We start from the raw sequence: 20,158 nt of genomic DNA on the forward strand, positions 1-20,158 counted from the left end.
CCGACAGCCGATCGTCACGCTCGCGCCTTCCGTGCCCGCCGACTCGGGACTACGTCACGTCGTCGTGGGTCAACAGCGGTCGCGTTCGCTCGCCAGCGGGCGGTTCGTAGGTGACGACCTCGAGCAGGTTCCCGTCGGGATCGAGGAAGTAGAACCCCTCGAACTCGCCCCAGTCGTAGGGCCCTTGGTTCGGGAACTGGCCCTCGAGCCGGTCCAGCAACGCGTCGTAGTCCGTGCGGTCGGTCTCGAACGCCAGGTGGGCCTTGTCGAGGGGGTGATCGAGGCCCGTCCGGTCCCAGTTCTCGGCGCGGCCGGTTTCGGCCAGCGTGACGACCGTCTCGCCGGCCCGGAACATCGCGTGATCGCCCTGAAAGTCGTCGGGCGGTCTGACTACCTCCAGACCGAGCGTCTCCCGGTAGAACTCGTAGCAGGGCTCGAGCGCGTCGACGTCGACGTTGACGTGATCGACGGCGTCCATGCTAGGACTCCGGTTCGACCCGCGATCGCGACGGGGTTCGTCGCCACTCCGGTTCCTCTCGGGGCGGCGCGAGGACCCCGATGCCGACGGCCGCCTCGTCGCTTCGGTTCTCCGCGCCGTGGCGCTCGTGGGGGTGGAACATGTACGCGTCGCCGGTCCGGAGCGGGTACTCCTCGCCCTCGACGACGGCGACGAGTTCCCCCTCGAGGACGAACCCGATCTGTTCGTTCGCGTGCGTGTGCGAGGGCAGCGTCGCCCCGGGCTCGATCCGCCAGTAGACCATGCTCGCCCGCTCGCCCGCCGGGAGGTCGGCCAGCGACACTCCGTCGGCGACCTCCTCGAACGCCGCGTCGGTCGTCGATACTCGTTCCATGGGAACACGGCTCACTCCCCACGCCGACACTGATAAACGTATCATGAAAACCCTTTAAGCACCTCTTCGGTGTGGGGTGTCCCATGTTAGCACAGCAATCGGTTCGGCTGTTCCACCTCCCGTTCTCGTTCATGCTACCCCAGAAGGTAGCGGCCGAGGAGGGGTACTTCCGCGAGGAAGGGCTCGCCGTCGAACTGGTCGAACGGGACCGGCGCGACGTCTCCGTCAAGTACATCCCCGCCGAGGAAACGCTGACCGGGGCGTACGACGTGGATCTCTACCCCATCTGTAAGTGGGAGAGCATCCGCCGGACGTGGGAGATGGACGACGGCCGAATCGTCGCCAACGGAACGTTCGCGAACCTTCCCTACACCGTCGTGACCCGTCCCGACTCCGATATCGAGTCCCCGGCCGACCTCGCGAACGTCCCGGTCGGCGTCAACCTGCGAACGGGGCAAGAGTACACCGCACGGAAGGCCCTCGAGGACCACCTCGAGCCCGACGAGATCGACCTCGTCGGCTGCGGAATGCCGACCGACCGGCTACAGGCGCTTTACGAGGGACGGGTCGACGCCGTGACGCTCATCGACCCGCACACCACCCTCGCCGACCACCTCGGCTTCCAGCGGCTGCTCGAGTACGACAACCACATGGGAATCGTCGGCGACGAGAGCATCGATCGGGACGTCCTCGAGGCGTTCCTTCGGGCCTACGGCCGCGCGGTCGAGGACGTCAACGCACGCCCAGAGGCCTACCGCGAGACCTACCTCGAGATGCTCGCGGCCGACGCCGCGGTCGCGCCCGCACTGTTCGACGACGTGGACATGGACGCGGTTCGCGAGGATCTCACCGTCCCACGCTACGAAGTACCCGACCCGGTCGATCCCGACGAACTCGACGGCCACCTCGAGTGGATGCGAGCGCGCGGCCTGATCGACGACGAGGCGGCGATCGACGACATCGTCGCGTCGCTGTGAGTTCCAGCCATGACCGACATCGACATCAGTACCCAACAGGCGGCGATCGACGAGTATCAGGGCGACCCCGGCGACCGACCCGTTCTGCGGGCCCGATTCGAACACAACGGGAGCCCGCGGTACATGCTCTATACGATCACGCGGTTCGGCATCGATCACGACCACGGCTTCCACCTCGACCTGCAACTGGTCTCGGACGAACTGGACGAGGGCCGCGAGACCGTCGAGGCGAAACTCCAGGAGGGCGACGCCGACCTGATCGACATCGACTACGTCTCGACGGCGCGGGAGCGCGCCGCGGGCGCGCCGATCGTCGCCTTCTACCCCTACGGCCAGACGGTCGGCGGCCTCGTCGTCCCCGAGGATTCCCCGATCGACGGGCTCGAGACCCTCTCGGGCCACCGGATCGGCGTCGTCAGACGCCTCGACAAGAACTGGATCCTCGTGCGGGCGGCCTGCCGCGAGTTCCACGGCTTCGATCCCGACGAGACGGCCACCCCGGTCGAGGCCGGCTCGAAAGTCGAACTCACTCGGCTGCTCGAGGACGGCGAGGTCGACGGCGTCCTCCAGTTCTGGCAGATAATTCCCGAAATCGTCGAAACCGGGCCGTATCGCGAGGTCCTCCCGATGTCGCGGGTGGTCGACCGGCTCGCGGACGCCGATGCCGGCGGTGAGGATCGACCGATTCCCGTCTCGACGTTCCTGACGAGCGAGGACTACCTCGCGGCTCACCCCGATGCAGTTCGTGGGTTCCAAGGCGCGTATCGCGACGCGGTCGACCGGTTGCAACGCGACGACGACCTCTGGGACGAGATCGGCGAGCGGCTCATGTACGAGGACGATCCCGCCGTCGTCCGTGCCGTACGGGACCGGTGGCGCGAGATGGTCGTCCGCGACTGGGACGAGGGCACCGTCGACGGGATGGAACGGCTGTTCGACCGACTGAAAGGAGTCGCCGGCGCGGACGCCCTCGGCGTCGCGGAACTCCCCGACGGGCTGTTCCGGCTCGACCTCGAGGTGAAGACATGAGCGGACCCGCTCCGCTCGCCTTCCAACTCAACTGGGAGCCCAACGGCTTCCAAGCACCGTATTTCCTCGCCCGTGAGGCGGGCCACTACGAGGCCGAGGGCCTCGCGGTCGAGTTCGTCGAGGGCCACGGCTCGCCGTACGCGGCCGAACGCGCGGCCCAGGGCGGCGCCGATATCGCGCTGGCCGGGGCCAGCGCCGTGCTGGCGAAACGGAGCGAGGGGTTCGAGCCGCGGGCGATCGCCGCGGTGACCCAGAAGACGCCCGCGGCCGTCTACACCTTGCGCGACGTCTTCGGCGAGCCACTCTCCGAGCCCGAACAGCTGGCCGGGCGGACCGTCGCGCCCTCCGCGACGAAGACCCGGATCCTCACCGCCCAACTGCTCGAGGACGCGGGGATCCGCGACGAGGTCGACCTGCTCGCGGTCGATCCCCACACCCACCACCGCGTCCAGCACAAGGTCATCGACGGGACCGTCGACGCGGCGGTCGGCGTCGTCACGAACGGAATCGAGATCGGGCGCGAACACGACCGAACGCCGGACGAACTGCCGATCGGCGAGTTCCTCGACATCTACGGGATGACGCTGGTCACGAGCCCCGAGTTCGCGGCCGACCACCCCGGGCGGCTCCGATCGTTCCTCCGGGCGACCGCCCGCGGCTGGGCCGACGCGACCCGCGACCCCGAGCGGGCGATCGACGTCCTCGTCGACCGGAACGCCACCCTCGAGCGCAATCGAGCGATCGAGCGGTTGAAATTCGAGACTGCCGCCAACCGGCTGCAGTTCACGCCGTACGTCCGCGACCACGGCTGGGGGGCACAGGACCCCGACCGCTGGGATCGCCTCGGCGAGACGCTGTCCGAGACGGCGCTGCTCGAGGGCGAGATCGACCCCGACGCCGCCTGGACCGACGAGTTCCGACCGACCGACGAGCAGCTGGTGGCAGAGTACGCCGCCCGGATCCGGCCGACGGCCGACTGAGACGGTTTGTCGTACCGATTTCCCGGTGGGACCGCAGGGCGGTCGCGGTCCTCCCGGCGATGACGGACAGGAGACCGTCCGAGACCGGGCCGGACCCGCGTTCGGGCGACAGGCATTTACTCCGGTAGCCGCTACATTTGTGTCCGAATGACCCTCGACCACGACTACGACTTCTGGTTGCTCGATCTCGACGGGACCCTCGTCGACGTCGAGTGGTCCTACACGCGGGGGGTCTTCGACCGGGTCGGCGACCGGCTCGGTCGCGAGTTTTCCGATCGGCAGGCAGAGATCATCTGGAACGGCCTGACCGGCTCCCGGGACCGCCAACTCGAGGCGTGGGGGGTCGATCCCGACGCGTTCTGGACGGCCTTCCACGCGGAGGAGGATCCGATCGAGCGGGCCGAACGGACCTACCTCCACGAGGACGCCGCCGTCGTCGCCGATCTCGAGGTTCCGGTCGGGCTGGTCACGCACTGCCAGGAGTTTCTCACCGAACCCGTCCTGGATCACCTCGATATCCACGACTGGTTCGACGCGCGACTGTGCTGTACCGAGGAGACGGGCTGGAAGCCGGATCCGGGGCCCGTCGAGCGGGTGATGAACGACCTCGGCGTCGGCCACAACGGCCATCGCGGCGTCCTCGCGGGCGATGGGGCCTGTGACGTGGGTGCGGCCTGGAACGCCGGCCTCGACGCCATCCACGTCGAGCGCGTCGGCCACGAGCAACGGGGCCGCTGCGTTCTCGGGGACCACCGGGTCACGTCCTTCGACGAACTGTACTGACCGGCCTCGTCGTTCGGCCGCTTCGAGAGCGATGGGCGACCCACCGTCTCACCGAAAGGGCTTCAGGAGTGCAGTCGGATTCGGAGTTACGATGAAGTACTGTCTCGACTGCGACTGGCACGCGACCGCCGACGACGACCCCGACCAGCGCGACCGCTCTCGGGCGGCGATCGACCACTACGTCGAAACGGGCCACACGATCGACTCGAGCGAGTCGCTCGTCCGGCCGACGACGCCCGACGGACTCGGGACGGTTCTGGCTCGCGAACTGGCTCCCTCGAGCGACTGACGTATCGAACGGCGCGGCCGTCGCTACCCGTAGTACTCCTCGAGATAGTCGACGATCTCGTCGCTCTCGTAGCGCTGTTCTTGTCGGTCGGTGTCGACGAGGAAGGGGATGGCGTCCGTGCCACCGAGGTCCGTCATGGCCTCGTGGGCCCATTCGTTGCAAACCTCGCCGTCGCTTCCGGGCCGACGGGGGTTGTGAATCACGTACGAGACGCCGAGTTCCGTCAACGTCTCCCGAACCGTCGCGCTATGCGGGCAGTCCTCCGCCTGATAGAGTTCGAGCATTCGTCGGTCCGACCACACGGATCGCCATCAACGTTGGCCGGGCAGCCGCCGGCGTCGACCGGTCACCTGACCGTCGTATTCACGCCATCTTACCATTATTTCGACAGGAAAGCTTATGCCGGGACCCTCGCGTTATCGAGCCATGGCACGCGACACTCCGGTACAGAACAGTACAGCCGCGGACGCCACCCAGACACTTCCGAACCTCGTCACGATCGTCGGACGGGGCGTTCCATCGAACTTCGAGATCTCGGTCGACGGCGACCTCGAGATGCTGGCCGACGACCCTGTGGCCGAGGGGACCGTCGTCTCCGGCGGCGTCGCCGAGGGCGCGATCGACGTCGGCGTCCAGCGGTTCCGGTTTTCGGGACAGATGGCGAACGTCCGACTCGTGGACTGGAACGGCAACGAGGCGGCCGACTCCGCGAGCGTCCCGACGGTCCACGTCGAGTACGGCTCGGCCGAGCGATAGGCAGTCACGGCGCTCACGGAGACGGGTAGGGGTTTTCCGGGTCACGACGCTCCCAGCGACGGCCCCGTGGCTCTCGGCGGTTGGAAAGCTCCTCGAGAACGGCACTAATCAGTCGTCGTCGGTCGCGCCGATGCTCGCCTCGCCGCTCCCGGCGGTGGGAGCGATCGAGGGGGGAGCGATCGGGCCGTCGTTCTCGCCGAACTCCGGATCGAACAACTGCAAGGCGGTGTGGATCGTACTCCAGTCGTCCTCGGCCGCGGCCTCTCGCAGGCTCTTGGTCGGCGCGGCGAGCAGTTGGTTGATCAGCGAGTCGGCCATCGACTCGAGGACCTCGCGGTGTTGCTCCGACGGCTCCTCGAGATGCGAGAGGGCGGTCTCGACCTCCCGTTCTTTGATCCGCTCGGCGGCCTCGTACATCGCCGCGATGGCCTCGTCGGCGCGGGCGCGCTTGTACTGTTCGGTCAGGAGATCGAACTCCCGATCGACGATCGCCTCGACCTCGCGGGCGGCGTCGGCGCGCTTGTCGCGCGTCTCCGCGGTGATCGACTCGAGGTCGTCCAGATCGAAGACTCGAACGGACGACAGGTCGTCGGCCGCCGGGGCGACGTCTCTGGGCTGGCCCAGATCGACGACGACCTGCTCGCTTGGGCCCTCGAGGTGGCGGGGTTCGAGGACCGGCACCTCGCTACCTGTCGCCGTGACGACGACGTCGGCGCGCGAGGCGACGGAATCGAGCGCCTCGAGCGGCGCGGCCCGGGCGTCGGTTTCGGCCTCGAGATCGGCGACCAGATGGTCGGCGTGGGCGATGGTCCGGTTGGCGATGACGACTTCCGCGACGTCGGCGGCCGCGAGACTCCGCGCGGCGAGTTGCCCCATCTCGCCGGCCCCGACGACCAGCGCGGTCGCGTCCTCGAGCGGGATCTCCTCGGCGGCCCGGCGGGTCGCGGCCGAGCCAAGCGAGACGACGCCCTCGTTGATCGCGGTCTCGGTGCGGGCGCGTTCGCCGACGTGGATCGCCTTCGTGACGCCGGCCTCGAGCATCGAGCCGATGCCGCCGGCGTCGCGCGAATCCTCGTAGGCGGTCCGGACCTGCCCGATGATCTGGTCCTCGCCGAGGATCACCGACTCGAGGCCGGCGGCGACACGCATGAGATGGCGTAAGCTCTCGTCGTGGTCGGTCACGACGACCGCCTCGTCCGCGACGCCGGCGAAGAACTCCTCGAGGGCGGCTCGACCGACGGCGTGGTCCGGCCCGACGACGTAGGCTTCGACCCGGTTGCACGTCGAGAGGACGTACGCCTCCTCGATGTCGGGAACGGCCAGCAGCTCCTCGACGGCGCTTGACTGGCCGTCGGGACTGGCAGCGGCGAGCTGGTCGACGCTACCGCTTCCGTGTGTCACTCGCGCCGCAGTGACGACTCCGGTCGACATCACGTTCGATCACCCCCTGAGCGTTCCTCGCCGAACACGTCCTCGATCACTTGGGCACAGTTGGAAGTACCCGTACGTAAAGCTGTCCAAAGGTCCGGGGAATTGACGACGTCGGTGACGATCGCCCGGCGGCGCTCCGCCGGCACGTCGCGGGCCTTGAGTTCCGCCCGCAACTCGCCACAGACCCGCGCCATCTCGCCGGCCCCCGAAAGCGTCTCCTCGAGTTCTTCACGAAGGTACTTGCTCAGCGCGGGCGCGGTGCCGCCGGTCGCGACGGCGACGGTCACCGGATCCTCGCGGACGGTCGCGGGGACGACGACGCTGCCGACGTCGCGTTCCCCCGAGCGATCGGCACGGTTGACCAACGCCCCCCGCTCGCGGGCCGCGTCGGCGACGGCCTCGTTGACCGCCGCGTCGTCGGTCGCGGCGACGACCAGAGCGGGCTCGGTCCGCTCGAGCCACGCCGGGACGTCCGCGGGGTCGGGCGCGGCTCGGACCCGTTCGGCCCCGCCGAACTCGCGATCGGCGAAGGCCGGGCTGACGACGATCACCCGCGCCTCGCGGGCGAACCGCCGGGCCTTCCGGGCCCCGACGGGACCGCCGCCGAAGATCAGCACCGTCTCGTTCGTGAAATCGTGCAAAAGCGGTATCATTGTCGAAGATCTGTGTCGGACGGGCGGCGTTACTGCGCTCTCGTGTTCGCGTCCGCTCGTTCCGCCATTCGTATGCCGGTCTTCTTCAAGATCTGCGTCGAGTGCAAGGTATCCCAGTCGTTGGCCGTTACGTCCCAGTACTCCTCCATCCGTTCCCGAACGTGTTCGACTCGCTGCTGGCTTTCGGCCTCGCTACGGCCGTGGGTCATCGCGAAGAAGTTGTACGGCCAGACGCCCTCGTGACGCGGACGCCGGTAACAGTGTGTCACGAACGGAAGTGCGGCGATTTCGGGGCCGACCTCGGGAACGATTTCATCGGGGACGTTCCAGACCGTCATGCCGTTTTCCGTGTACCCCAGGGCGTAGTGATTCGGCACGACGCCGATCCGGCGGATCTTGCCCTCGCGTTCGAACCGCTTGATCGTCTCGAGGACCCACTCGCGGTCCTGCCCGATCGCGTCGGCGACATCGGCGTAGGGCGTCGCCGTCAGGGGCATGCCGTCCTGGACCTCGATCACGAGGTCGCGTTCGGCCGGGGCAAGCGTCGCCGCGTCGGTCGGCTCGATCGTGGGCCCCAGATCCGAGCGGTCGATGCCGGCCGCCTCGACGTCCCCGTCGCCGTCCAGCGGGCCGTCGACGTAGAACTTGGCCTCGACGCGGAACTCCCGCTGTTTCGGCAGATTGTACGTCTCCTGTCCCGTTTCGGCCTCGATCTCGTCGAGGACCGCCGCGACGCGGTCCTCGTCCGCGACGCTCACGACGAACCAGACGTTGAGGTGGGGGTGTTCGCGCTCGTAGTTGTGGGCCACCTCGCGGTGATCGTTGACCGTCTCGACGATCTCGTCGAACCGGTCTTCGGGGGCGTGCATGGCGACCAGCGTCGCCGCGCCGCCGATCTCCTGGGCGTTGACGAGCGGCCCGAACCGCGAGAGAACGCCCCGGTCGTCGAGGTCGCGGATCGTCTCGAGCAGCTCGGTGGCCGTAATGTCGACCCCGTGGTCGCGCATGGCGGCTGCCGCCGGTTCGAACGGTCGTTCCACGACGGGGAACCCGCCCTGATAGGCGTTGACGACCGCCCGCTCGCGCTCCGTGAGATCGACGTCCGTGGTCATACGAACCCCTCGGGACTGACGGTGTATAAGCGGATTGGAACCTCGGATCCGGCCGTCCACACGGCCGGCTGTCTGCTGCCGACGGTTCACGCCAGTAGTGCGGTACCGGTCGGTATGAAGCAGGTCGTCGACTCGAAATAGCCCGTCTGATCCGCTTCGCGGGCACGACGGACGGCATCGTCCTGCCCCCCGAACACGTCGGCCGACCGACAGCGGTTCGGGCACCGGCTGTCGGTCACACGCGACGGTCTTACTCGCCTTCGACGCCGGTCACGTCGAACCCCAACTCGCGGATTCCCTCGAGGATGGCTTCGTGGTCGGCCGTGGCCCGGTAGTAGATGACGATGTCGAAGCTGCCCTCTCGCAGCAGTTGCTGACACTCCCAGACGAACTCCTCGTCCTCCAGCGTCAGGCCCTGGTGTTGGTTCGAGGAGAAGTCGGGGTCGTCGTTGCCCGAGTGGACGAAACAGTCCGTCGGGTCGTAGCCCGACTGTTCGGCGATGATATCGCCGACGTCGATCGTCGCCTGCATCATCTTGACGTCCTCTTGACCGTCGTAGTCGGTGTGGACGATCGCCCCGTTGAGGTCGATCTCGCCGGGCTCGAGCAGTGCCTTGGTCCGCTGGTAGAGGTCCTCGTCGATCGGCTGTTGGTTCGCGTCTGCCATTGTCAGAACCGTGAGGGGCCGGGCCCAAAGCCGTCACGGTTCGGACGGGCCGATCGACCCGTCGTTCGGCGGGATTTTACCCGTCTCGATACACGGTATCAAATCGGTTTCGCGCTCGGAGAAGGACACGCAAGACACATACGCGTCGGTGACCTTCCTTCGAGTAATGAAGCGGTGGCTCCGAAAACGCGTCGACGCGGCGTACGAGCGGTTGCTCGCCCGCGAAGTGTCGGGTGCGCCGACCCACGTCGCCGTCATTCAAGACGGCAACCGACGATACGCCCGCAAGCGGGGCAGCGATGCCCACGAAGGCCACCGTGCGGGGGCCAAGACGACCGAACACGTCCTCGAATGGTGTCAGGACATCGGCGTCGAGGAGTTGACGCTGTACACGTTCTCGACGGAGAACTTCGACCGTCCCGACGAGCAAAACGAGGCGCTGTTCGACCTGCTGTGTGAGAAACTCCACGAGTTCGCGGACGCCGACCGCGTCCACGACAACGAGGTCTGCATTCGCGTGATCGGCGAGACGGACATGCTCCCCGAGCGGGTCCAACACGCCGTCGAATACGCCGAACGCCGCACGCACGACTACGACCGGTTCACGCTCAACATCGCGCTTGCGTACGGCGGTCGCTCGCGACTGCTCGAGGCCACCCGCGGAGTCGCCGCGGACGTGGAGGCGGGCGACCTCGACCCCGAGGAGATTGACATCGAGGACATCGAACGCCGGCTATACGACCGGCCGATCCGGGACGTCGACCTGATAATTCGACCCGCCGGCGAAGAGCGTACCTCGAACTTCCTGCCCTGGCACGCCAACGGCAACGAGGCGGCCGTCTTCTTCTGTACACCCTACTGGCCGGAGTTCTCCAAGGCCGACTTCCTCCGGGGGATCCGAACCTACGAACACCGGGCGGAATCGTGGCGGCGGACCCGCGCCCGGCGCGCGCTGGCCCTGCTCGGTGCCGTCAGCGAGACCGAACTCGCCGAGGCCCGAGCGATCGTCGATCGGTTCCGCGACTCGCTGCCCTCCGCCGAACGGCCCGACGCCGACGATCTCGAGGCCGGTGACTCGGGTAGTCAGGCCGCGGACTGACCGCATCGGTTCTCGTCCCCACCGGTAACGACTACTTCAGCCACCAGAAGACATTTCACTGTCATTATGGCAGTAGTAGTCGTGATGCCGACTCCGAACACCGCCCCTCCAGTCGACGTCGAACGGTTCGTTCGGCTGACGAACGTCCCGCTCGACGAGGCGTACACGCTCCTCGCGAACCCGCGGACGCGTCTCGCCTTGCACGCGCTATCGGCGGCCGAACCACCGGTTTCGGTCACCGAATTGGCCGCCGTCGTCGCCGACCGGGACGGCGCCGACGAGCGGACCGTTGAAGCGTCGCTCGTCCACGTCGTCCTCCCGAAACTCGCGGGTGCGGACGTTCTCGAGTACGACGGTGAAACCGGTCGAATCCGTCTCGAGCGCCCGGTCGTCGCGGCCGCGGATCCGTTCACGGACCCATCGCTGCCCGACCGATCGGGGCCGAACGCGTCCCCGTGACCCGCGATCAGCGGCCGAACCGCCGCGACCGGTTACAGTACTCTCGGACCGCCCGGAGGAAGTCCCGCTTGCGGAAGTTCCGCCAGTTCACGTCGGTGAAGTACAGTTCCGAGTAGACCGACTGCCAGATCATGAAATCCGAGAGCCGTTCGGCTCCGGTCTTGATCACCAGATCCGGCTCCGACGGGAATATCAGGTGGTCCTCGACGCTGTCGTCGTCGATCTCGTCGGGCGCTAACTCGCCCGCTTCGACCCGTTCGGCCAGCGTCCGGACCGCGCTGGTGAACTCGTGTTTCCCGCCGAGCCCGATCCCGATTCGGATCGGCGCGTCGGCCCGGGCCCGATCGCCCGGGCCTCGAACCGCGACCGGCCGCGGCGCATCGATCGTCTCGAGTTCCCGTTGCAGGGCCGGCACCGCGGCCTCGTCGAGGACGCTCACGTAGACCGTAATCCGCGATGCGTACTCCGTGGCCCACTCGAAGAAATCGGTCAGCGTCTCGTAGGCTCCCCGTTCTAGGAGATCGCGTTCGGTGATCACGAGCGCGACGTGATCGGGCGGGTCGCCGTCGTGACGCCGGATCCGAAAGGCGAGGTACCGTTCGTACAGTCCCACACCGGCGATTTTCTCGGCGGCTGCTATACCGGTTACGGGTTCGGACCGGTCGTTCGACGGCCGGCCGATTCGTCCGGAGTGGGGCCGCTGAGTGCGGTAATACCCGCCTCGAGCGGTTCACGAAGCTTGAAGTAACCGCCACAGAAAGGGATCGATATCGTGACAGCACCCGTTCGGCGAGCCGGCGTGTTCGCGGCGCTCTGTACGCTCTCGCTCGCCGTGCCGCTCTTCGGTCCGCAGGTAGGTGCCGCCGTCGCGGGCGTCGTCCTGCTCGGGGCCTACCTCGTCCCCGAGGGGTCGCTGTTCGACCTGCTCGCCTACCCGGGCGACTACGAGGACGCGCGGCTGTACGGCCTGATCACGTTCGTCCTCGCGGGGGTCGCCCTCGGGCTCATCGCGACCGCGGCGTCGATGCCGGTCGCCGTCTTCGTCGGGACGATCCTGCTGGTCGGCTACGGTAATCTCGGCGAGCAACTCGTCAGGCTCCGGACGGACAACGACGTCGTTCGCGTCGCCGGTTTCTGTCTCGCGGGGAGCCTGGCCGCCGTCGCCGGACTGGCGGGGACGCGGGCTCTCGCCGGCGATCCCGTCGCCGCGGCGCTGCCGGTCGTCGTCTTTCTGGCCGCGAGCGGTGCCGTTCTCGGCGCGTTGCTCCGGGACATGCTGTTGCGGTCCGACGACCCGATCGTCGTCCTCTCGGTCGGCCTCCTGCTGTGGCTGCTCGCCGAACTCGGCCCCTCAATCGGCCGCCTCGAGATCGTCGTCGCGCTCGCGGTCACGGTCGCGCTCGGCTACGCCTCCTACGCCCTCGAGACGGCCTCGATCGCCGGGATGCTCACCGGCGTCTTGCTCGTCTTGCTGACGATCGTTCTCGGGGGGTACGGCTGGGTCGCCGTCCTCGTTTCCTTTTTCGCCATCGGCGGCCTCTCGACGAAGTTCCGGTACGACCGCAAGACCGAACTCGGCGTCGCCGAGGACAACAACGGGGCCCGCGGCAGCGGCAACGTCCTGGGCAACGCCGCGGTCGCGCTCGTCGCCGTCCTCGGCTACGCGGCCAGCGACGCCGGATTGCTCCCCCACGAACCCGAACTCTTTCTCTTCGCCTTCGCCGGCTCGATCGCGACCGCAATGAGCGACACCCTCTCGAGCGAGATCGGTAGCGTCTTCGATCGCCCCCGGCTTATCACGACGCTCGAGCCGGTCGAACCAGGCACCGACGGCGGCGTCACGTGGCAGGGCGAACTCGCCGGTCTCACGGGCGCGACCGTCGTCGCCGCCATCACCGCCGGCGTCTTCCCCGAGATCGACCTCGTCGGCGGGGCGATCGTCGTCGCGGCCGGCGTCGTCGGGATGACCGTCGACAGCCTCCTCGGGGCGACCCTTGAGGGGCCGCTGCTGGGTAATCAGAGCGTGAACTTCCTCGCGACGCTGTCCGGCGCGCTCGCCAGCGCCGCGCTGGTGATGGTCGTTCCCCTCCTCGGCTGACGTTGGCGTGGACGAAAACCGGCACACGAGTCAGTCGTCCGCAGTCGAGAACGACGGCTCCTCGAGTGACTGTTCGGACTGTTCCTCGAGACCGAATCGATCGTCGGCCCGCGCTTGCCCTCTGGCGGCGGTCGTCGTTGCCCACAGAGTCACGAGAATCCAGACGCCGAGCAGCGCGAGCGCGGCGGTCGCGGGTGTGCCATTACCGGCCGCTCGGCACTCGCCGCCTATCAACGGTTCGGACCGCTCCCGGCCGGTGAGGACGCCGTCGGAGCCACTGCCAGCACTGTCCACCCGGCCCACGACTCTCCTGCGATCAGTACGAAACCCGGTTCAGTGGCTCTTATTCGTCTCCGGCGGTCGCTCGGCGATCTCGTCGATCGCGTGGATCCGGACGGCCGTCGGCCGTTTGGTGAACTGCCCGAGCGAGCGGGCGACGATCCGGTCGACGCCGCGGTCGGCCGCCAGATCGAGCAGCCGCTGTCCCAAGGCGTCGTCGAGGACGACCGTCGTCGGCACCGGCTCGAGGTCCTCGAGGGCGTCGTACGCGTCGCCGGTGTGGACCTCGTCGATCGTCTCCCCGTCGCCGTCGAGGAACCGAACGCGGTCGGTCTCCGCACGGACGACGGCGGCTGCGTGGCCGTAGACGGTTTCCGGTGAGCGATCGTCGTCCGATTCGGCCTCATCAGCGGCCGTCCGGTCACCGCCGGATGCCGGGGACGACTCCGCACCGGTTCGGTTCGGTCCGGACTTGTCCGCCGATCGGGTCGTGGCCGTCCGTTCGGTCTTCGCTTTCGCCGGCTGCGTCGGGTCGGCATCGGCGGCGGTCGCCCCGTCGCCGGCCCCGGTCTCGGTCGTGGCCGTCGTCTCTCGACGGTCGGTCGCGTTGGGTCCGGCGTCCGTCGGCGGCGGGGACGGCGTCGCACTGCCGTCGGTCGCGGCGACCGCCTCCCGGGGTTCGTTCAGTTCGGCGACGGTGTCGTAGGGGACCTTGTTCCGGAGGGCGGCGAACAGTTCGTGATGGTCCAGGTCCTCGACGGAGCCCTCGGCCGGGGCGAAGGCCACGTAGTCGATGTCGCCGACCTGTGCGAGTTCCTCGAGGATCAGATCGCCGCCGCGGTCGCCGTCGAGGAAGGCCGTGACGGTACGGTGGCGGGTGAGTTCGGCGACCGCGTCGGGGACGTTCGTCCCCTCGACGGCGATGGCGTTTTTGATGCCGTATTTCAACAGCGTGAGGACGTCTGCTCGTCCTTCGACGACGATGATGGCATCGCTGTCCGTCACCCGGGGACCCGCGGGCAGCCCCTCGTACTCGGTGATGTCCTCGACGCGGACCTGCTGGCGGACCTCCGCGAGGATCTCGTCGGAGGACATGATCGTGTCGTCGAAGCCGGTCCGGAGCAGTTCCTTCGCCCGGTCGACGACTTCCTTTCGCTTTGCCGCCCGGACGTCCTCGATCTCGCGGATCTCGAGGGCGGCCCGACAGGGCCCGACCCGCGAGATCGTCTCGAAGGCGGCCGCGAGGGTGGCGGTTTCGACCTTGTCGAGGCTCGTCGCGATGGTTACTTGGCCGTGTGACTGGCCGCCGGTACTCGTGATTTCGACGTCGATACGGCCGACTTTGCCGGACTGACGGAGGTCGCGAAGGTCGAGGTCGTCGCCGAGCAGGCCCTCCGTCTGGCCGAAGATGGCACCGACGACGTCGCTGCGTTCGACGACCCCGTCGGCCGTCACGTCCGCGTGAATGAGGTATTTCGAGGTGTCTTCCATGGGAGATCTGTCCCCGTGAGGGGCGGTGACGCGGGAAACGCGTACAGAGACCGATTTATATACGATTTCGTTCGTGAAAGGCAAATAGCTGTTGACCCGTGCCAGCCTTGCATCCCGGCTCCCGGTCGGACACTCCGTGACTCGTCTCGTGTGATCCCGCGAGGGCGCGGTCGTCGCTGGCTGCACTAACCGTTCGTGGTCGATCGCTCGGCCGCGAGATAGCGCCGGAGTTGCTCGAGGTGCGCTACGTGATCCAGGAGCGCGACCTCATCTCGCTCCTGACTGTAGCGGACGTGGTCCGCGTCCGCCAACTTCGGGACCTGCGTGTGAGAGAGCGAGACGGAGACCCGCTTGACTGCCTCGGCCGAAATCTCCGGCAGCGGGCGGTCGTACTCCCTCAGTACGCCGGTCGGTACCAGTACCAGTAGGCCGCGACCGCGAGCAGCACGGTCAACCCGCCGAGGAAAAACAGCAGTCCCGGCGGAACGGTTCCGAAGACTGCATCCGCCACTTCCGCGCCGCCGTCGGCAACGTTGCCGACCGTCTCGTTGTCCGTGGCGTTCTCGAGGAGGTCGCCGTCGGCACCGTCTGCACCCACATCACCGTCGGCACCGTCCGCACCCGCATCGCCGGCGGTTCCGTTGTCGTTTTCGCCAACGTCTGTCGTCCCCATATCGTTCCCGTCCTCGGTCGATTTAGGGCTCGAGCCGTCGTCGGCCCCACCGTCCGCCCCGACGGGCTGTGCCCCGCTATCGTCCGTCGGCTGCCCGTCCGTGGGTCCGAGCCACCGCGTCGCCGCGTACTGGACCAGCAGGCTTCCGCCGGCCAGCACGCCGACGCCGCCAAGCAGCCGCGAGAGCGCCTCCTTGAGCCGCGTCGCGCGGGACTCGTCGCTGGTCACGATCAGTGGCCCGTCGGTCGTCGCGTAGACGCTCATCTCGTTGCCCCGCGAGGAATACCACGTATCGACGATTTCGACCAGCCCCGCGCCCTCGAGTTTCTCGAGGTGGTAGCGGACGTTCTGGATCGAGGAATCGACCGCCTCGGCGATATCGCTCGGCGTCGCCGGCTCGCCGTCTAGATGCGCGTAGATCCGCCGTGCCGTCGTCGACGAGAGCGCGGCGAAGACCGCGTCGGCGTCCTCTCCCTCGAGATCGACGACGCGGGGCGTGCCTTCCTCGGCGTTCGTTTCGGAGCGAAAGGGAAACAGACGAGCCATACAGGTGTCGGTTCCTATTCGATGACAAACACATATACTCTTTTTCCTCGGTGAAAGACCGATTTCACCTACCGGAAACCGCAGGACATGGTGGGGATGCCCTATCGATGAATATATTTCTTCGATATCGGTATTCGAAGGGCAAGAACTACCCATGTCGGGACGAACGATCCGACATGCGCCGGACTGAACTGTTGCCGTGGCTCGCAGCCGCGGTCGTCCTCGCCGGACTGACCGTGCCGTGGTTCCTGTGGGGCTCCTCGACCGTCGTCGCCGGACTGCCGGTCTGGCTCTGGTGGCACGTCGGCTGGATGTGTCTCGCGTCGGTCGCCTTCTGGCTGTTCGCCCAGCGGGCCTGGGGACTCGGCATCGAAACGGCCGCTGACGGCTCGCGCGACGGGACTGACGTCAGAGGTGACCGCCGATGAACGCCGTCGCCATCCAGCTGTCGATCATCATCGGCTACCTGCTGTTGGCCCTCGCCGTCGGGTTGGTCGCCTACCGGCTGACCGACCGCACCGCCGAGGACTTCTATCTGGCGAGCCGAACCCTCGGAACCGTCGTCCTGCTCTTTACGACGTTTGCGACGTTGCTGTCGGCGTTTACCTTCTTCGCCGGCCCGAACGTCGCCTACGCGCAGGGCCCCGAGTGGATCCTCGTCATGGGGCTGATGGACGGGATCATCTTCGCCGTCCTCTGGTACGTGATCGGCTACAAGCAGTGGCTGCTCGGCCGGCAACACGGCTACGTCACGCTCGGCGAGATGCTCGGCGACCGCTTCGGCTCGCGGTGGCTTCGCGGGCTCGTCGCCGCCGTGAGCCTCGTGTGGCTCTTCCCGTACGTCATGCTCCAGCAGGTCGGGGCCGGCACCGCCCTCGAGGCACTCACGAACGGCGCGGTCTCCTACGCCGCGGGGGCCGGGCTGATCACCGCGTTCATGATCCTCTACGTCGTCGCCGCCGGGATGCGCGGGATCGCCTGGACCGACACGTTACAGGGCGTGTTCATGCTCGTGACCACGTGGGTCGCGCTGCTGTGGGTGCTGTCGGCCGTCGGCGGCCCCGGCGCCGCGACCGAGGCGCTGGCGTCGAACCCGGACACCGCCGGCTTCCTCTCGCTTGGCAGCGACTACTACACCGTCAAGTGGATCCTCTCGACGGCGATCACGATCGGCTTCGGCGTCGCGATGTTCCCGCAGGTCAACCAGCGCTTCTTCGCCGCGGGCTCGAAAACCGTACTCAAGCGTACCTTTGCCCTCTGGCCGATCCTGTGTGTCCTCCTGTTCGTTCCGTCGTTCATGCTCGGCGCGTGGGCCGCCGGCCTCGAGGTCGCGGTCCCCGAGGGCGCGAACGTCCTGCCACTGGTCCTCGCGGAGTACACGCCGACTTGGTTCGCCGCGCTGGTCATCGCCGGCGCGATGGCCGCGATGATGTCCTCTTCGGACTCGATGTTGCTGTCTGGTTCGTCGTACTTCACGCGGGACCTCTACCGACCCTTCGTCGAACGGGACCTCTCCGACCGCCGGGAAGACCTGATCGCCCGCGGCGGTGTCGTCCTCTTCGCGACCGCGGCGTTTCTCGGCAGCCTGTTCCGTCCGGCCGGACTGTTCGAACTCGGCGAGGCCGCGTTCAGCGGCTTCGCACAGCTCGCGCTGCCGGTCCTGCTCGCGCTCTACTGGCGGTCGATCACGCGGGCCGGTATCACCGCCGGCATCCTCGCCAGTCAGGGCTTTTACCTCTCGAGTCTCTTCCTCGCCGTCGTCCCCGGCTCCTACGCCGGCTGGACGGCCGGCATCGTCGGAATGGGGCTGAGCCTCGTCGTCACCGTCGCCGTCTCACTGGTCACGTCGCCGGCAGCCGAGGAGCGTCGCACGATCTACTTCGATCGACTCGGCGCGGACTGACCGCCGAACCGCCACGCTGAACCGCCCCGCCGTCGTATCCGTCGGCGATGGCTATCGATCTGCCGCCCGCAGTGGCCGACGACTGGCACCACGTCGGCGGCCGGACCGACGACCGGAGTCTCTCGCTGGCCACGATCACCGCCGAGACGGCCGTCTTCCGCCACCGGCCGACCGCCGACGCCCTCGAGCGGCTCCGCGCCGACGGCTCGGTCCCGGCCCGGTCGCTGTTCACCGTCGACCTCGCGATCAGCCCCTCCCTCTCGGCGATCGGGCTCGACCCCGGCGACGCCCTCGAGCTGGCCGCCCCGAAGGCCCGTGACGGCGTCGTCGAGACGCTCGCCGACGACGGGATCGAGGTCGGCGCGGAACGCGCAAACGAGTACATCGACCGGCCCGACGGCGCGATCGGCCACCTGACGGTCCTCGAGGCCGCGTACCCGATCGATGCGACCGCGGCGACCGACGGCGGGACGCCCGATGACGACTCCGTGACCATCGACGCCGAGGTCCACGCCGCGGTCTGGCCCGACGGCGAGTCCTACACGCTGGCCGGCGGCCTCCTTCCGCTCGAGGCCCCCGAGTCGGACCTGCTGGCGGCCGCCCTCGACGTCGATCCGGCCCGTGATCGCGAGGCGATCGTGGACCTCTTCCGGGGGCTCGACCTCGAGGCCTCCGACGGCGACTGACCGTCGCTCTGTCGTAATAATTAGGTGATCGGGGCGTGATCACTCAACCATGGCACACTACGGCGGTCGGAACTATTCGAAACTGACGAAGACCGGCTTTTTTGTCGGCCTCGCGCTCTTCGTCGTCGGAACGGGGACCGAACTGGTCGGTCACGCCCTCTTCGGCTCGCTCCCGCAGTGGGAGAACACGCTGCTGTTCGCGATGGCACTCGTCGGCTTCGCGATCGGATTCGCGTCGCCGTTCGTGTTCGGGATCGTCATGCCGCTGACCGAGTGACGCGGCCGAGATTCGAGGGGTTTTGTATCGGCCCCGTCTAATCCCCAGCCATGCAAACCCACATCGTCCCGGTCGGCTTCGACTACGACCGGCTGATCGCGCCGCTGGTCCGCGATCAGATCGACGTCGACAGCGTCATTCTGCTCGAGGGCGCGGTCGGGAGCGAGGCCAACGTCGAGTACTCCCGCCACCTCTCTCAGAAACTCGAGACCGATTTCAAGAACCTGCTGGGGGCCGACACCGATCGGTTCGTCCTCGAGGACGTCTACGACTACGACGACGCCTTCGAGCAGGCCTACGAACTCATTACTGCGGAACTGGACGCCGGCAACGAGGTCTGGGTCAACGTCGCCGCGATGCCCCGGACGGTGAGTTTCGCCTTCGCCAACGCTGCCCACTCGCTGATGGTCGAGCGCCAGGAGGACCGCGAGGGGATCCACACCTACTACACCGCCCCCGAGAAGTACCTCGAGACGGAACTCGCCGAGGAGTTGCGAGAGCAGATCGCCCTGCTCGAGGACCTCCGGAACGACGACGACCCCGAAGACGACCGGATCGCGACCCGCCTCGAGAGCGCGCGGGACCTGTTGGCCGAGTTCGACGAGCGCGGGACGACGATCGGCGCGAAAGAGATCGACGGCAAGCACATCGTCGAGTTACCGGTCGCTTCCTTCTCGAACGTCAAGCCCTTCGAGGAACTCATCCTCTACAAGCTCGGCGAGGACGGCGAGTTCGACTCCGTCTCGGAACTTGCGGAGTCACTGGCCCGCGAACTCAACGAGGAGTACACCGATAGCTTCCGCTCGAAGGTCATCTACAACGTCGACCGGCTGGGGCCGGGCGGCAAGGGCTACATCGAGCGCGAGGAACACGGGAAGTCCTACCGGACGCGGCTGTCGCGGATCGGCGAACTGTGGGTGCGGGCCCACTCGGATGACGATGCAGACGAATGAGATCCTCGGCGGTTGATTTTCTTCGACAGACCATAATATAGACAAAAGTTATTTCAGAATAGAAATTGATTTCATATCTGTATGCGAGAGGCTTTCGGAGGTATCTCCGGTCTCGGAGATCCATGGGTGATCGTTCCTATTTCGCTTGTTATCGCGTCTCTCGGCC

At 67.4% G+C, this 20,158-nt stretch carries 26 protein-coding genes and 1 pseudogene; 14 read left to right on the forward strand and 13 right to left on the reverse strand.

Features of this window, described 5'->3' with window-relative positions; all coding sequences use genetic code 11:
• Window positions 1-49: 49 nt before the first annotated feature.
• Both NP511_RS12915 and NP511_RS12920 read right to left on the reverse strand, forming a co-directional pair.
• A complete protein-coding gene (locus NP511_RS12915; RefSeq protein WP_049965814.1) occupies window positions 50-478 on the reverse strand; it encodes a VOC family protein in 429 nt (142 codons plus the stop codon).
• A gap of 1 nt (window position 479) precedes the next feature.
• Window positions 480-851, reverse strand: a complete 372-nt coding sequence (locus NP511_RS12920) for a cupin domain-containing protein (protein ID WP_049965816.1) — start codon at window positions 849-851, stop codon at window positions 480-482.
• 83 nt (window positions 852-934) lie between these two features.
• On the opposite strand from NP511_RS12920, the gene NP511_RS12925 reads away from it, so the two are divergent.
• From NP511_RS12925 to NP511_RS12945, 5 genes are all read left to right on the forward strand, one after another.
• Window positions 935-1,828: an ABC transporter substrate-binding protein gene (locus tag NP511_RS12925; RefSeq protein WP_049965819.1), complete on the forward strand. Its 894-nt coding sequence runs from the start codon at window positions 935-937 to the stop codon at window positions 1,826-1,828.
• A 9-nt stretch (window positions 1,829-1,837) separates the two neighbouring features.
• Window positions 1,838-2,857, forward strand: coding sequence for an ABC transporter substrate-binding protein (locus NP511_RS12930; RefSeq protein ID WP_049965820.1), 1,020 nt, complete (start codon window positions 1,838-1,840; stop codon window positions 2,855-2,857).
• On the forward strand, window positions 2,854-3,837 hold the full coding sequence (locus NP511_RS12935) for an ABC transporter substrate-binding protein (RefSeq protein WP_049965821.1): 984 nt from the start codon (window positions 2,854-2,856) through the stop codon (window positions 3,835-3,837). The genes NP511_RS12930 and NP511_RS12935 overlap by 4 nt, the downstream gene beginning before the upstream one ends.
• 147 nt (window positions 3,838-3,984) lie before the next feature.
• Window positions 3,985-4,620 (forward strand): HAD family hydrolase, encoded by a 636-nt coding sequence (locus NP511_RS12940; RefSeq protein WP_049965822.1) that lies wholly within the window; start codon window positions 3,985-3,987, stop codon window positions 4,618-4,620.
• A 91-nt stretch (window positions 4,621-4,711) separates the two neighbouring features.
• Window positions 4,712-4,909 (forward strand): hypothetical protein, encoded by a 198-nt coding sequence (locus tag NP511_RS12945; RefSeq protein ID WP_049965823.1) that lies wholly within the window; start codon window positions 4,712-4,714, stop codon window positions 4,907-4,909.
• Window positions 4,910-4,932: 23 nt separating this feature from the next.
• Here the strand turns inward: NP511_RS12945 and NP511_RS12950 are convergent, their stop codons facing one another.
• Window positions 4,933-5,193 (reverse strand): glutathione S-transferase N-terminal domain-containing protein, encoded by a 261-nt coding sequence (locus NP511_RS12950; protein ID WP_006647831.1) that lies wholly within the window; start codon window positions 5,191-5,193, stop codon window positions 4,933-4,935.
• A 142-nt stretch (window positions 5,194-5,335) separates the two neighbouring features.
• Between NP511_RS12950 and NP511_RS12955 the strand changes: the two genes are divergently transcribed.
• A complete protein-coding gene (locus NP511_RS12955) occupies window positions 5,336-5,665 on the forward strand; it encodes a hypothetical protein (RefSeq protein WP_006647830.1) in 330 nt (109 codons plus the stop codon).
• Between the two features lie 108 nt (window positions 5,666-5,773).
• On the opposite strand, the gene hemA is transcribed toward NP511_RS12955, so the two are convergent.
• The 4 genes from hemA to NP511_RS12975 all read right to left on the reverse strand — a co-directional run bounded on the left by hemA (window position 5,774) and on the right by NP511_RS12975 (window position 9,528).
• Window positions 5,774-7,096, reverse strand: coding sequence for a glutamyl-tRNA reductase (gene hemA, locus NP511_RS12960; protein ID WP_049965824.1), 1,323 nt, complete (start codon window positions 7,094-7,096; stop codon window positions 5,774-5,776).
• Window positions 7,096-7,749 carry a precorrin-2 dehydrogenase/sirohydrochlorin ferrochelatase family protein gene (locus NP511_RS12965; RefSeq protein WP_049965826.1) on the reverse strand — a complete coding sequence of 218 codons (654 nt, stop codon included), beginning with the start codon at window positions 7,747-7,749 and terminating at the stop codon, window positions 7,096-7,098. The genes hemA and NP511_RS12965 overlap by 1 nt, the downstream gene beginning before the upstream one ends.
• Before the next feature lie 29 nt (window positions 7,750-7,778).
• Window positions 7,779-8,861 carry a siroheme decarboxylase subunit beta gene (gene ahbB, locus NP511_RS12970; RefSeq protein ID WP_049965827.1) on the reverse strand — a complete coding sequence of 361 codons (1,083 nt, stop codon included), beginning with the start codon at window positions 8,859-8,861 and terminating at the stop codon, window positions 7,779-7,781.
• Window positions 8,862-9,111: 250 nt separating this feature from the next.
• Window positions 9,112-9,528 carry a DUF5778 family protein gene (locus NP511_RS12975; RefSeq protein ID WP_006647826.1) on the reverse strand — a complete coding sequence of 139 codons (417 nt, stop codon included), beginning with the start codon at window positions 9,526-9,528 and terminating at the stop codon, window positions 9,112-9,114.
• 166 nt (window positions 9,529-9,694) lie between these two features.
• Between NP511_RS12975 and uppS the strand changes: the two genes are divergently transcribed.
• Window positions 9,695-10,627, forward strand: coding sequence for a polyprenyl diphosphate synthase (uppS, locus tag NP511_RS12980; RefSeq protein WP_006647825.1), 933 nt, complete (start codon window positions 9,695-9,697; stop codon window positions 10,625-10,627).
• Window positions 10,628-10,711: 84 nt separating this feature from the next.
• Complete coding sequence (locus NP511_RS12985; protein WP_006647824.1) at window positions 10,712-11,086, forward strand: DUF7344 domain-containing protein; 375 nt, start codon at window positions 10,712-10,714, stop codon at window positions 11,084-11,086.
• 7 nt (window positions 11,087-11,093) lie between these two features.
• Here the strand turns inward: NP511_RS12985 and NP511_RS12990 are convergent, their stop codons facing one another.
• Window positions 11,094-11,699 carry an undecaprenyl diphosphate synthase family protein gene (locus NP511_RS12990; RefSeq protein WP_006647823.1) on the reverse strand — a complete coding sequence of 202 codons (606 nt, stop codon included), beginning with the start codon at window positions 11,697-11,699 and terminating at the stop codon, window positions 11,094-11,096.
• A 159-nt stretch (window positions 11,700-11,858) separates the two neighbouring features.
• On the opposite strand from NP511_RS12990, the gene NP511_RS12995 reads away from it, so the two are divergent.
• Entirely contained in the window at window positions 11,859-13,184 is a 1,326-nt protein-coding gene (locus NP511_RS12995; protein WP_049965830.1) for a DUF92 domain-containing protein, read from the forward strand.
• 30 nt (window positions 13,185-13,214) lie between these two features.
• Here NP511_RS12995 and NP511_RS13000 read toward each other — a convergent pair whose 3' ends face one another.
• The 5 genes and pseudogenes from NP511_RS13000 to NP511_RS13015 all read right to left on the reverse strand — a co-directional run bounded on the left by NP511_RS13000 (window position 13,215) and on the right by NP511_RS13015 (window position 16,173).
• The gene (locus tag NP511_RS13000) at window positions 13,215-13,478 is read right to left on the reverse strand and encodes a hypothetical protein (RefSeq protein ID WP_233274342.1); all 264 of its coding nucleotides are present in this window, start codon (window positions 13,476-13,478) and stop codon (window positions 13,215-13,217) included.
• A gap of 39 nt (window positions 13,479-13,517) precedes the next feature.
• Window positions 13,518-14,954 (reverse strand): DNA primase DnaG, encoded by a 1,437-nt coding sequence (gene dnaG, locus NP511_RS13005; protein ID WP_049965831.1) that lies wholly within the window; start codon window positions 14,952-14,954, stop codon window positions 13,518-13,520.
• A gap of 185 nt (window positions 14,955-15,139) precedes the next feature.
• Complete coding sequence (locus NP511_RS13010; protein ID WP_257720307.1) at window positions 15,140-15,265, reverse strand: hypothetical protein; 126 nt, start codon at window positions 15,263-15,265, stop codon at window positions 15,140-15,142.
• 6 nt (window positions 15,266-15,271) lie between these two features.
• Window positions 15,272-15,379: pseudogene (locus NP511_RS22980) on the reverse strand (hypothetical protein); the annotation flags it as partial.
• Window positions 15,352-16,173, reverse strand: coding sequence for an ArsR/SmtB family transcription factor (locus NP511_RS13015; protein WP_049965832.1), 822 nt, complete (start codon window positions 16,171-16,173; stop codon window positions 15,352-15,354). The pseudogene NP511_RS22980 and the gene NP511_RS13015, both read right to left, overlap by 28 nt.
• Before the next feature lie 176 nt (window positions 16,174-16,349).
• On the opposite strand from NP511_RS13015, the gene NP511_RS13020 reads away from it, so the two are divergent.
• From NP511_RS13020 to NP511_RS13040, 5 genes are read left to right on the forward strand one after another with little or no spacing between them, the layout of a single operon-like run.
• Entirely contained in the window at window positions 16,350-16,601 is a 252-nt protein-coding gene (locus NP511_RS13020; protein WP_049965833.1) for a DUF3311 domain-containing protein, read from the forward strand.
• Entirely contained in the window at window positions 16,598-18,076 is a 1,479-nt protein-coding gene (locus NP511_RS13025; protein ID WP_049965834.1) for a sodium:solute symporter family protein, read from the forward strand. The genes NP511_RS13020 and NP511_RS13025 overlap by 4 nt, the downstream gene beginning before the upstream one ends.
• Window positions 18,077-18,123: 47 nt before the next feature.
• Window positions 18,124-18,762 carry a DUF6517 family protein gene (locus NP511_RS13030; protein ID WP_049965835.1) on the forward strand — a complete coding sequence of 213 codons (639 nt, stop codon included), beginning with the start codon at window positions 18,124-18,126 and terminating at the stop codon, window positions 18,760-18,762.
• A gap of 49 nt (window positions 18,763-18,811) precedes the next feature.
• Window positions 18,812-19,039, forward strand: coding sequence for a DUF7860 family protein (locus NP511_RS13035; protein WP_049965836.1), 228 nt, complete (start codon window positions 18,812-18,814; stop codon window positions 19,037-19,039).
• A gap of 50 nt (window positions 19,040-19,089) precedes the next feature.
• A complete protein-coding gene (locus NP511_RS13040; protein ID WP_049965837.1) occupies window positions 19,090-19,992 on the forward strand; it encodes an HFX_2341 family transcriptional regulator in 903 nt (300 codons plus the stop codon).
• Window positions 19,993-20,158: the final 166 nt, after the last annotated feature.

Origin of the sequence: Natrinema thermotolerans (assembly GCF_031165565.1) — an archaeon.
Classification (GTDB): domain Archaea; phylum Halobacteriota; class Halobacteria; order Halobacteriales; family Natrialbaceae; genus Natrinema; species Natrinema thermotolerans.

What these genes read in the sequence shown, in the direction of transcription:
- NP511_RS12955 (WP_006647830.1), top strand. Translation starts at nt 5,336, where the DNA reads ATGGCACGCGACACTCCGGTACAGAACAGTACAGCCGCGGACGCCACC.
- NP511_RS12950 (WP_006647831.1), bottom strand. Translation starts at nt 5,193, where the DNA reads ATGCTCGAACTCTATCAGGCGGAGGACTGCCCGCATAGCGCGACGGTT.
- hemA (WP_049965824.1), bottom strand. Translation starts at nt 7,096, where the DNA reads ATGTCGACCGGAGTCGTCACTGCGGCGCGAGTGACACACGGAAGCGGT.
- NP511_RS12915 (WP_049965814.1), bottom strand. Translation starts at nt 478, where the DNA reads ATGGACGCCGTCGATCACGTCAACGTCGACGTCGACGCGCTCGAGCCC.
- NP511_RS12985 (WP_006647824.1), top strand. Translation starts at nt 10,712, where the DNA reads ATGCCGACTCCGAACACCGCCCCTCCAGTCGACGTCGAACGGTTCGTT.
- NP511_RS12935 (WP_049965821.1), top strand. Translation starts at nt 2,854, where the DNA reads ATGAGCGGACCCGCTCCGCTCGCCTTCCAACTCAACTGGGAGCCCAAC.
- dnaG (WP_049965831.1), bottom strand. Translation starts at nt 14,954, where the DNA reads ATGGAAGACACCTCGAAATACCTCATTCACGCGGACGTGACGGCCGAC.
- NP511_RS12975 (WP_006647826.1), bottom strand. Translation starts at nt 9,528, where the DNA reads ATGGCAGACGCGAACCAACAGCCGATCGACGAGGACCTCTACCAGCGG.
- NP511_RS12930 (WP_049965820.1), top strand. Translation starts at nt 1,838, where the DNA reads ATGACCGACATCGACATCAGTACCCAACAGGCGGCGATCGACGAGTAT.
- NP511_RS12965 (WP_049965826.1), bottom strand. Translation starts at nt 7,749, where the DNA reads ATGATACCGCTTTTGCACGATTTCACGAACGAGACGGTGCTGATCTTC.
- NP511_RS13040 (WP_049965837.1), top strand. Translation starts at nt 19,090, where the DNA reads ATGCAAACCCACATCGTCCCGGTCGGCTTCGACTACGACCGGCTGATC.
- NP511_RS13015 (WP_049965832.1), bottom strand. Translation starts at nt 16,173, where the DNA reads ATGGCTCGTCTGTTTCCCTTTCGCTCCGAAACGAACGCCGAGGAAGGC.
- ahbB (WP_049965827.1), bottom strand. Translation starts at nt 8,861, where the DNA reads ATGACCACGGACGTCGATCTCACGGAGCGCGAGCGGGCGGTCGTCAAC.
- NP511_RS13030 (WP_049965835.1), top strand. Translation starts at nt 18,124, where the DNA reads ATGGCTATCGATCTGCCGCCCGCAGTGGCCGACGACTGGCACCACGTC.
- NP511_RS12945 (WP_049965823.1), top strand. Translation starts at nt 4,712, where the DNA reads ATGAAGTACTGTCTCGACTGCGACTGGCACGCGACCGCCGACGACGAC.
- NP511_RS12925 (WP_049965819.1), top strand. Translation starts at nt 935, where the DNA reads ATGTTAGCACAGCAATCGGTTCGGCTGTTCCACCTCCCGTTCTCGTTC.
- uppS (WP_006647825.1), top strand. Translation starts at nt 9,695, where the DNA reads ATGAAGCGGTGGCTCCGAAAACGCGTCGACGCGGCGTACGAGCGGTTG.
- NP511_RS13020 (WP_049965833.1), top strand. Translation starts at nt 16,350, where the DNA reads ATGCGCCGGACTGAACTGTTGCCGTGGCTCGCAGCCGCGGTCGTCCTC.
- NP511_RS13035 (WP_049965836.1), top strand. Translation starts at nt 18,812, where the DNA reads ATGGCACACTACGGCGGTCGGAACTATTCGAAACTGACGAAGACCGGC.
- NP511_RS12920 (WP_049965816.1), bottom strand. Translation starts at nt 851, where the DNA reads ATGGAACGAGTATCGACGACCGACGCGGCGTTCGAGGAGGTCGCCGAC.
- NP511_RS13025 (WP_049965834.1), top strand. Translation starts at nt 16,598, where the DNA reads ATGAACGCCGTCGCCATCCAGCTGTCGATCATCATCGGCTACCTGCTG.
- NP511_RS12940 (WP_049965822.1), top strand. Translation starts at nt 3,985, where the DNA reads ATGACCCTCGACCACGACTACGACTTCTGGTTGCTCGATCTCGACGGG.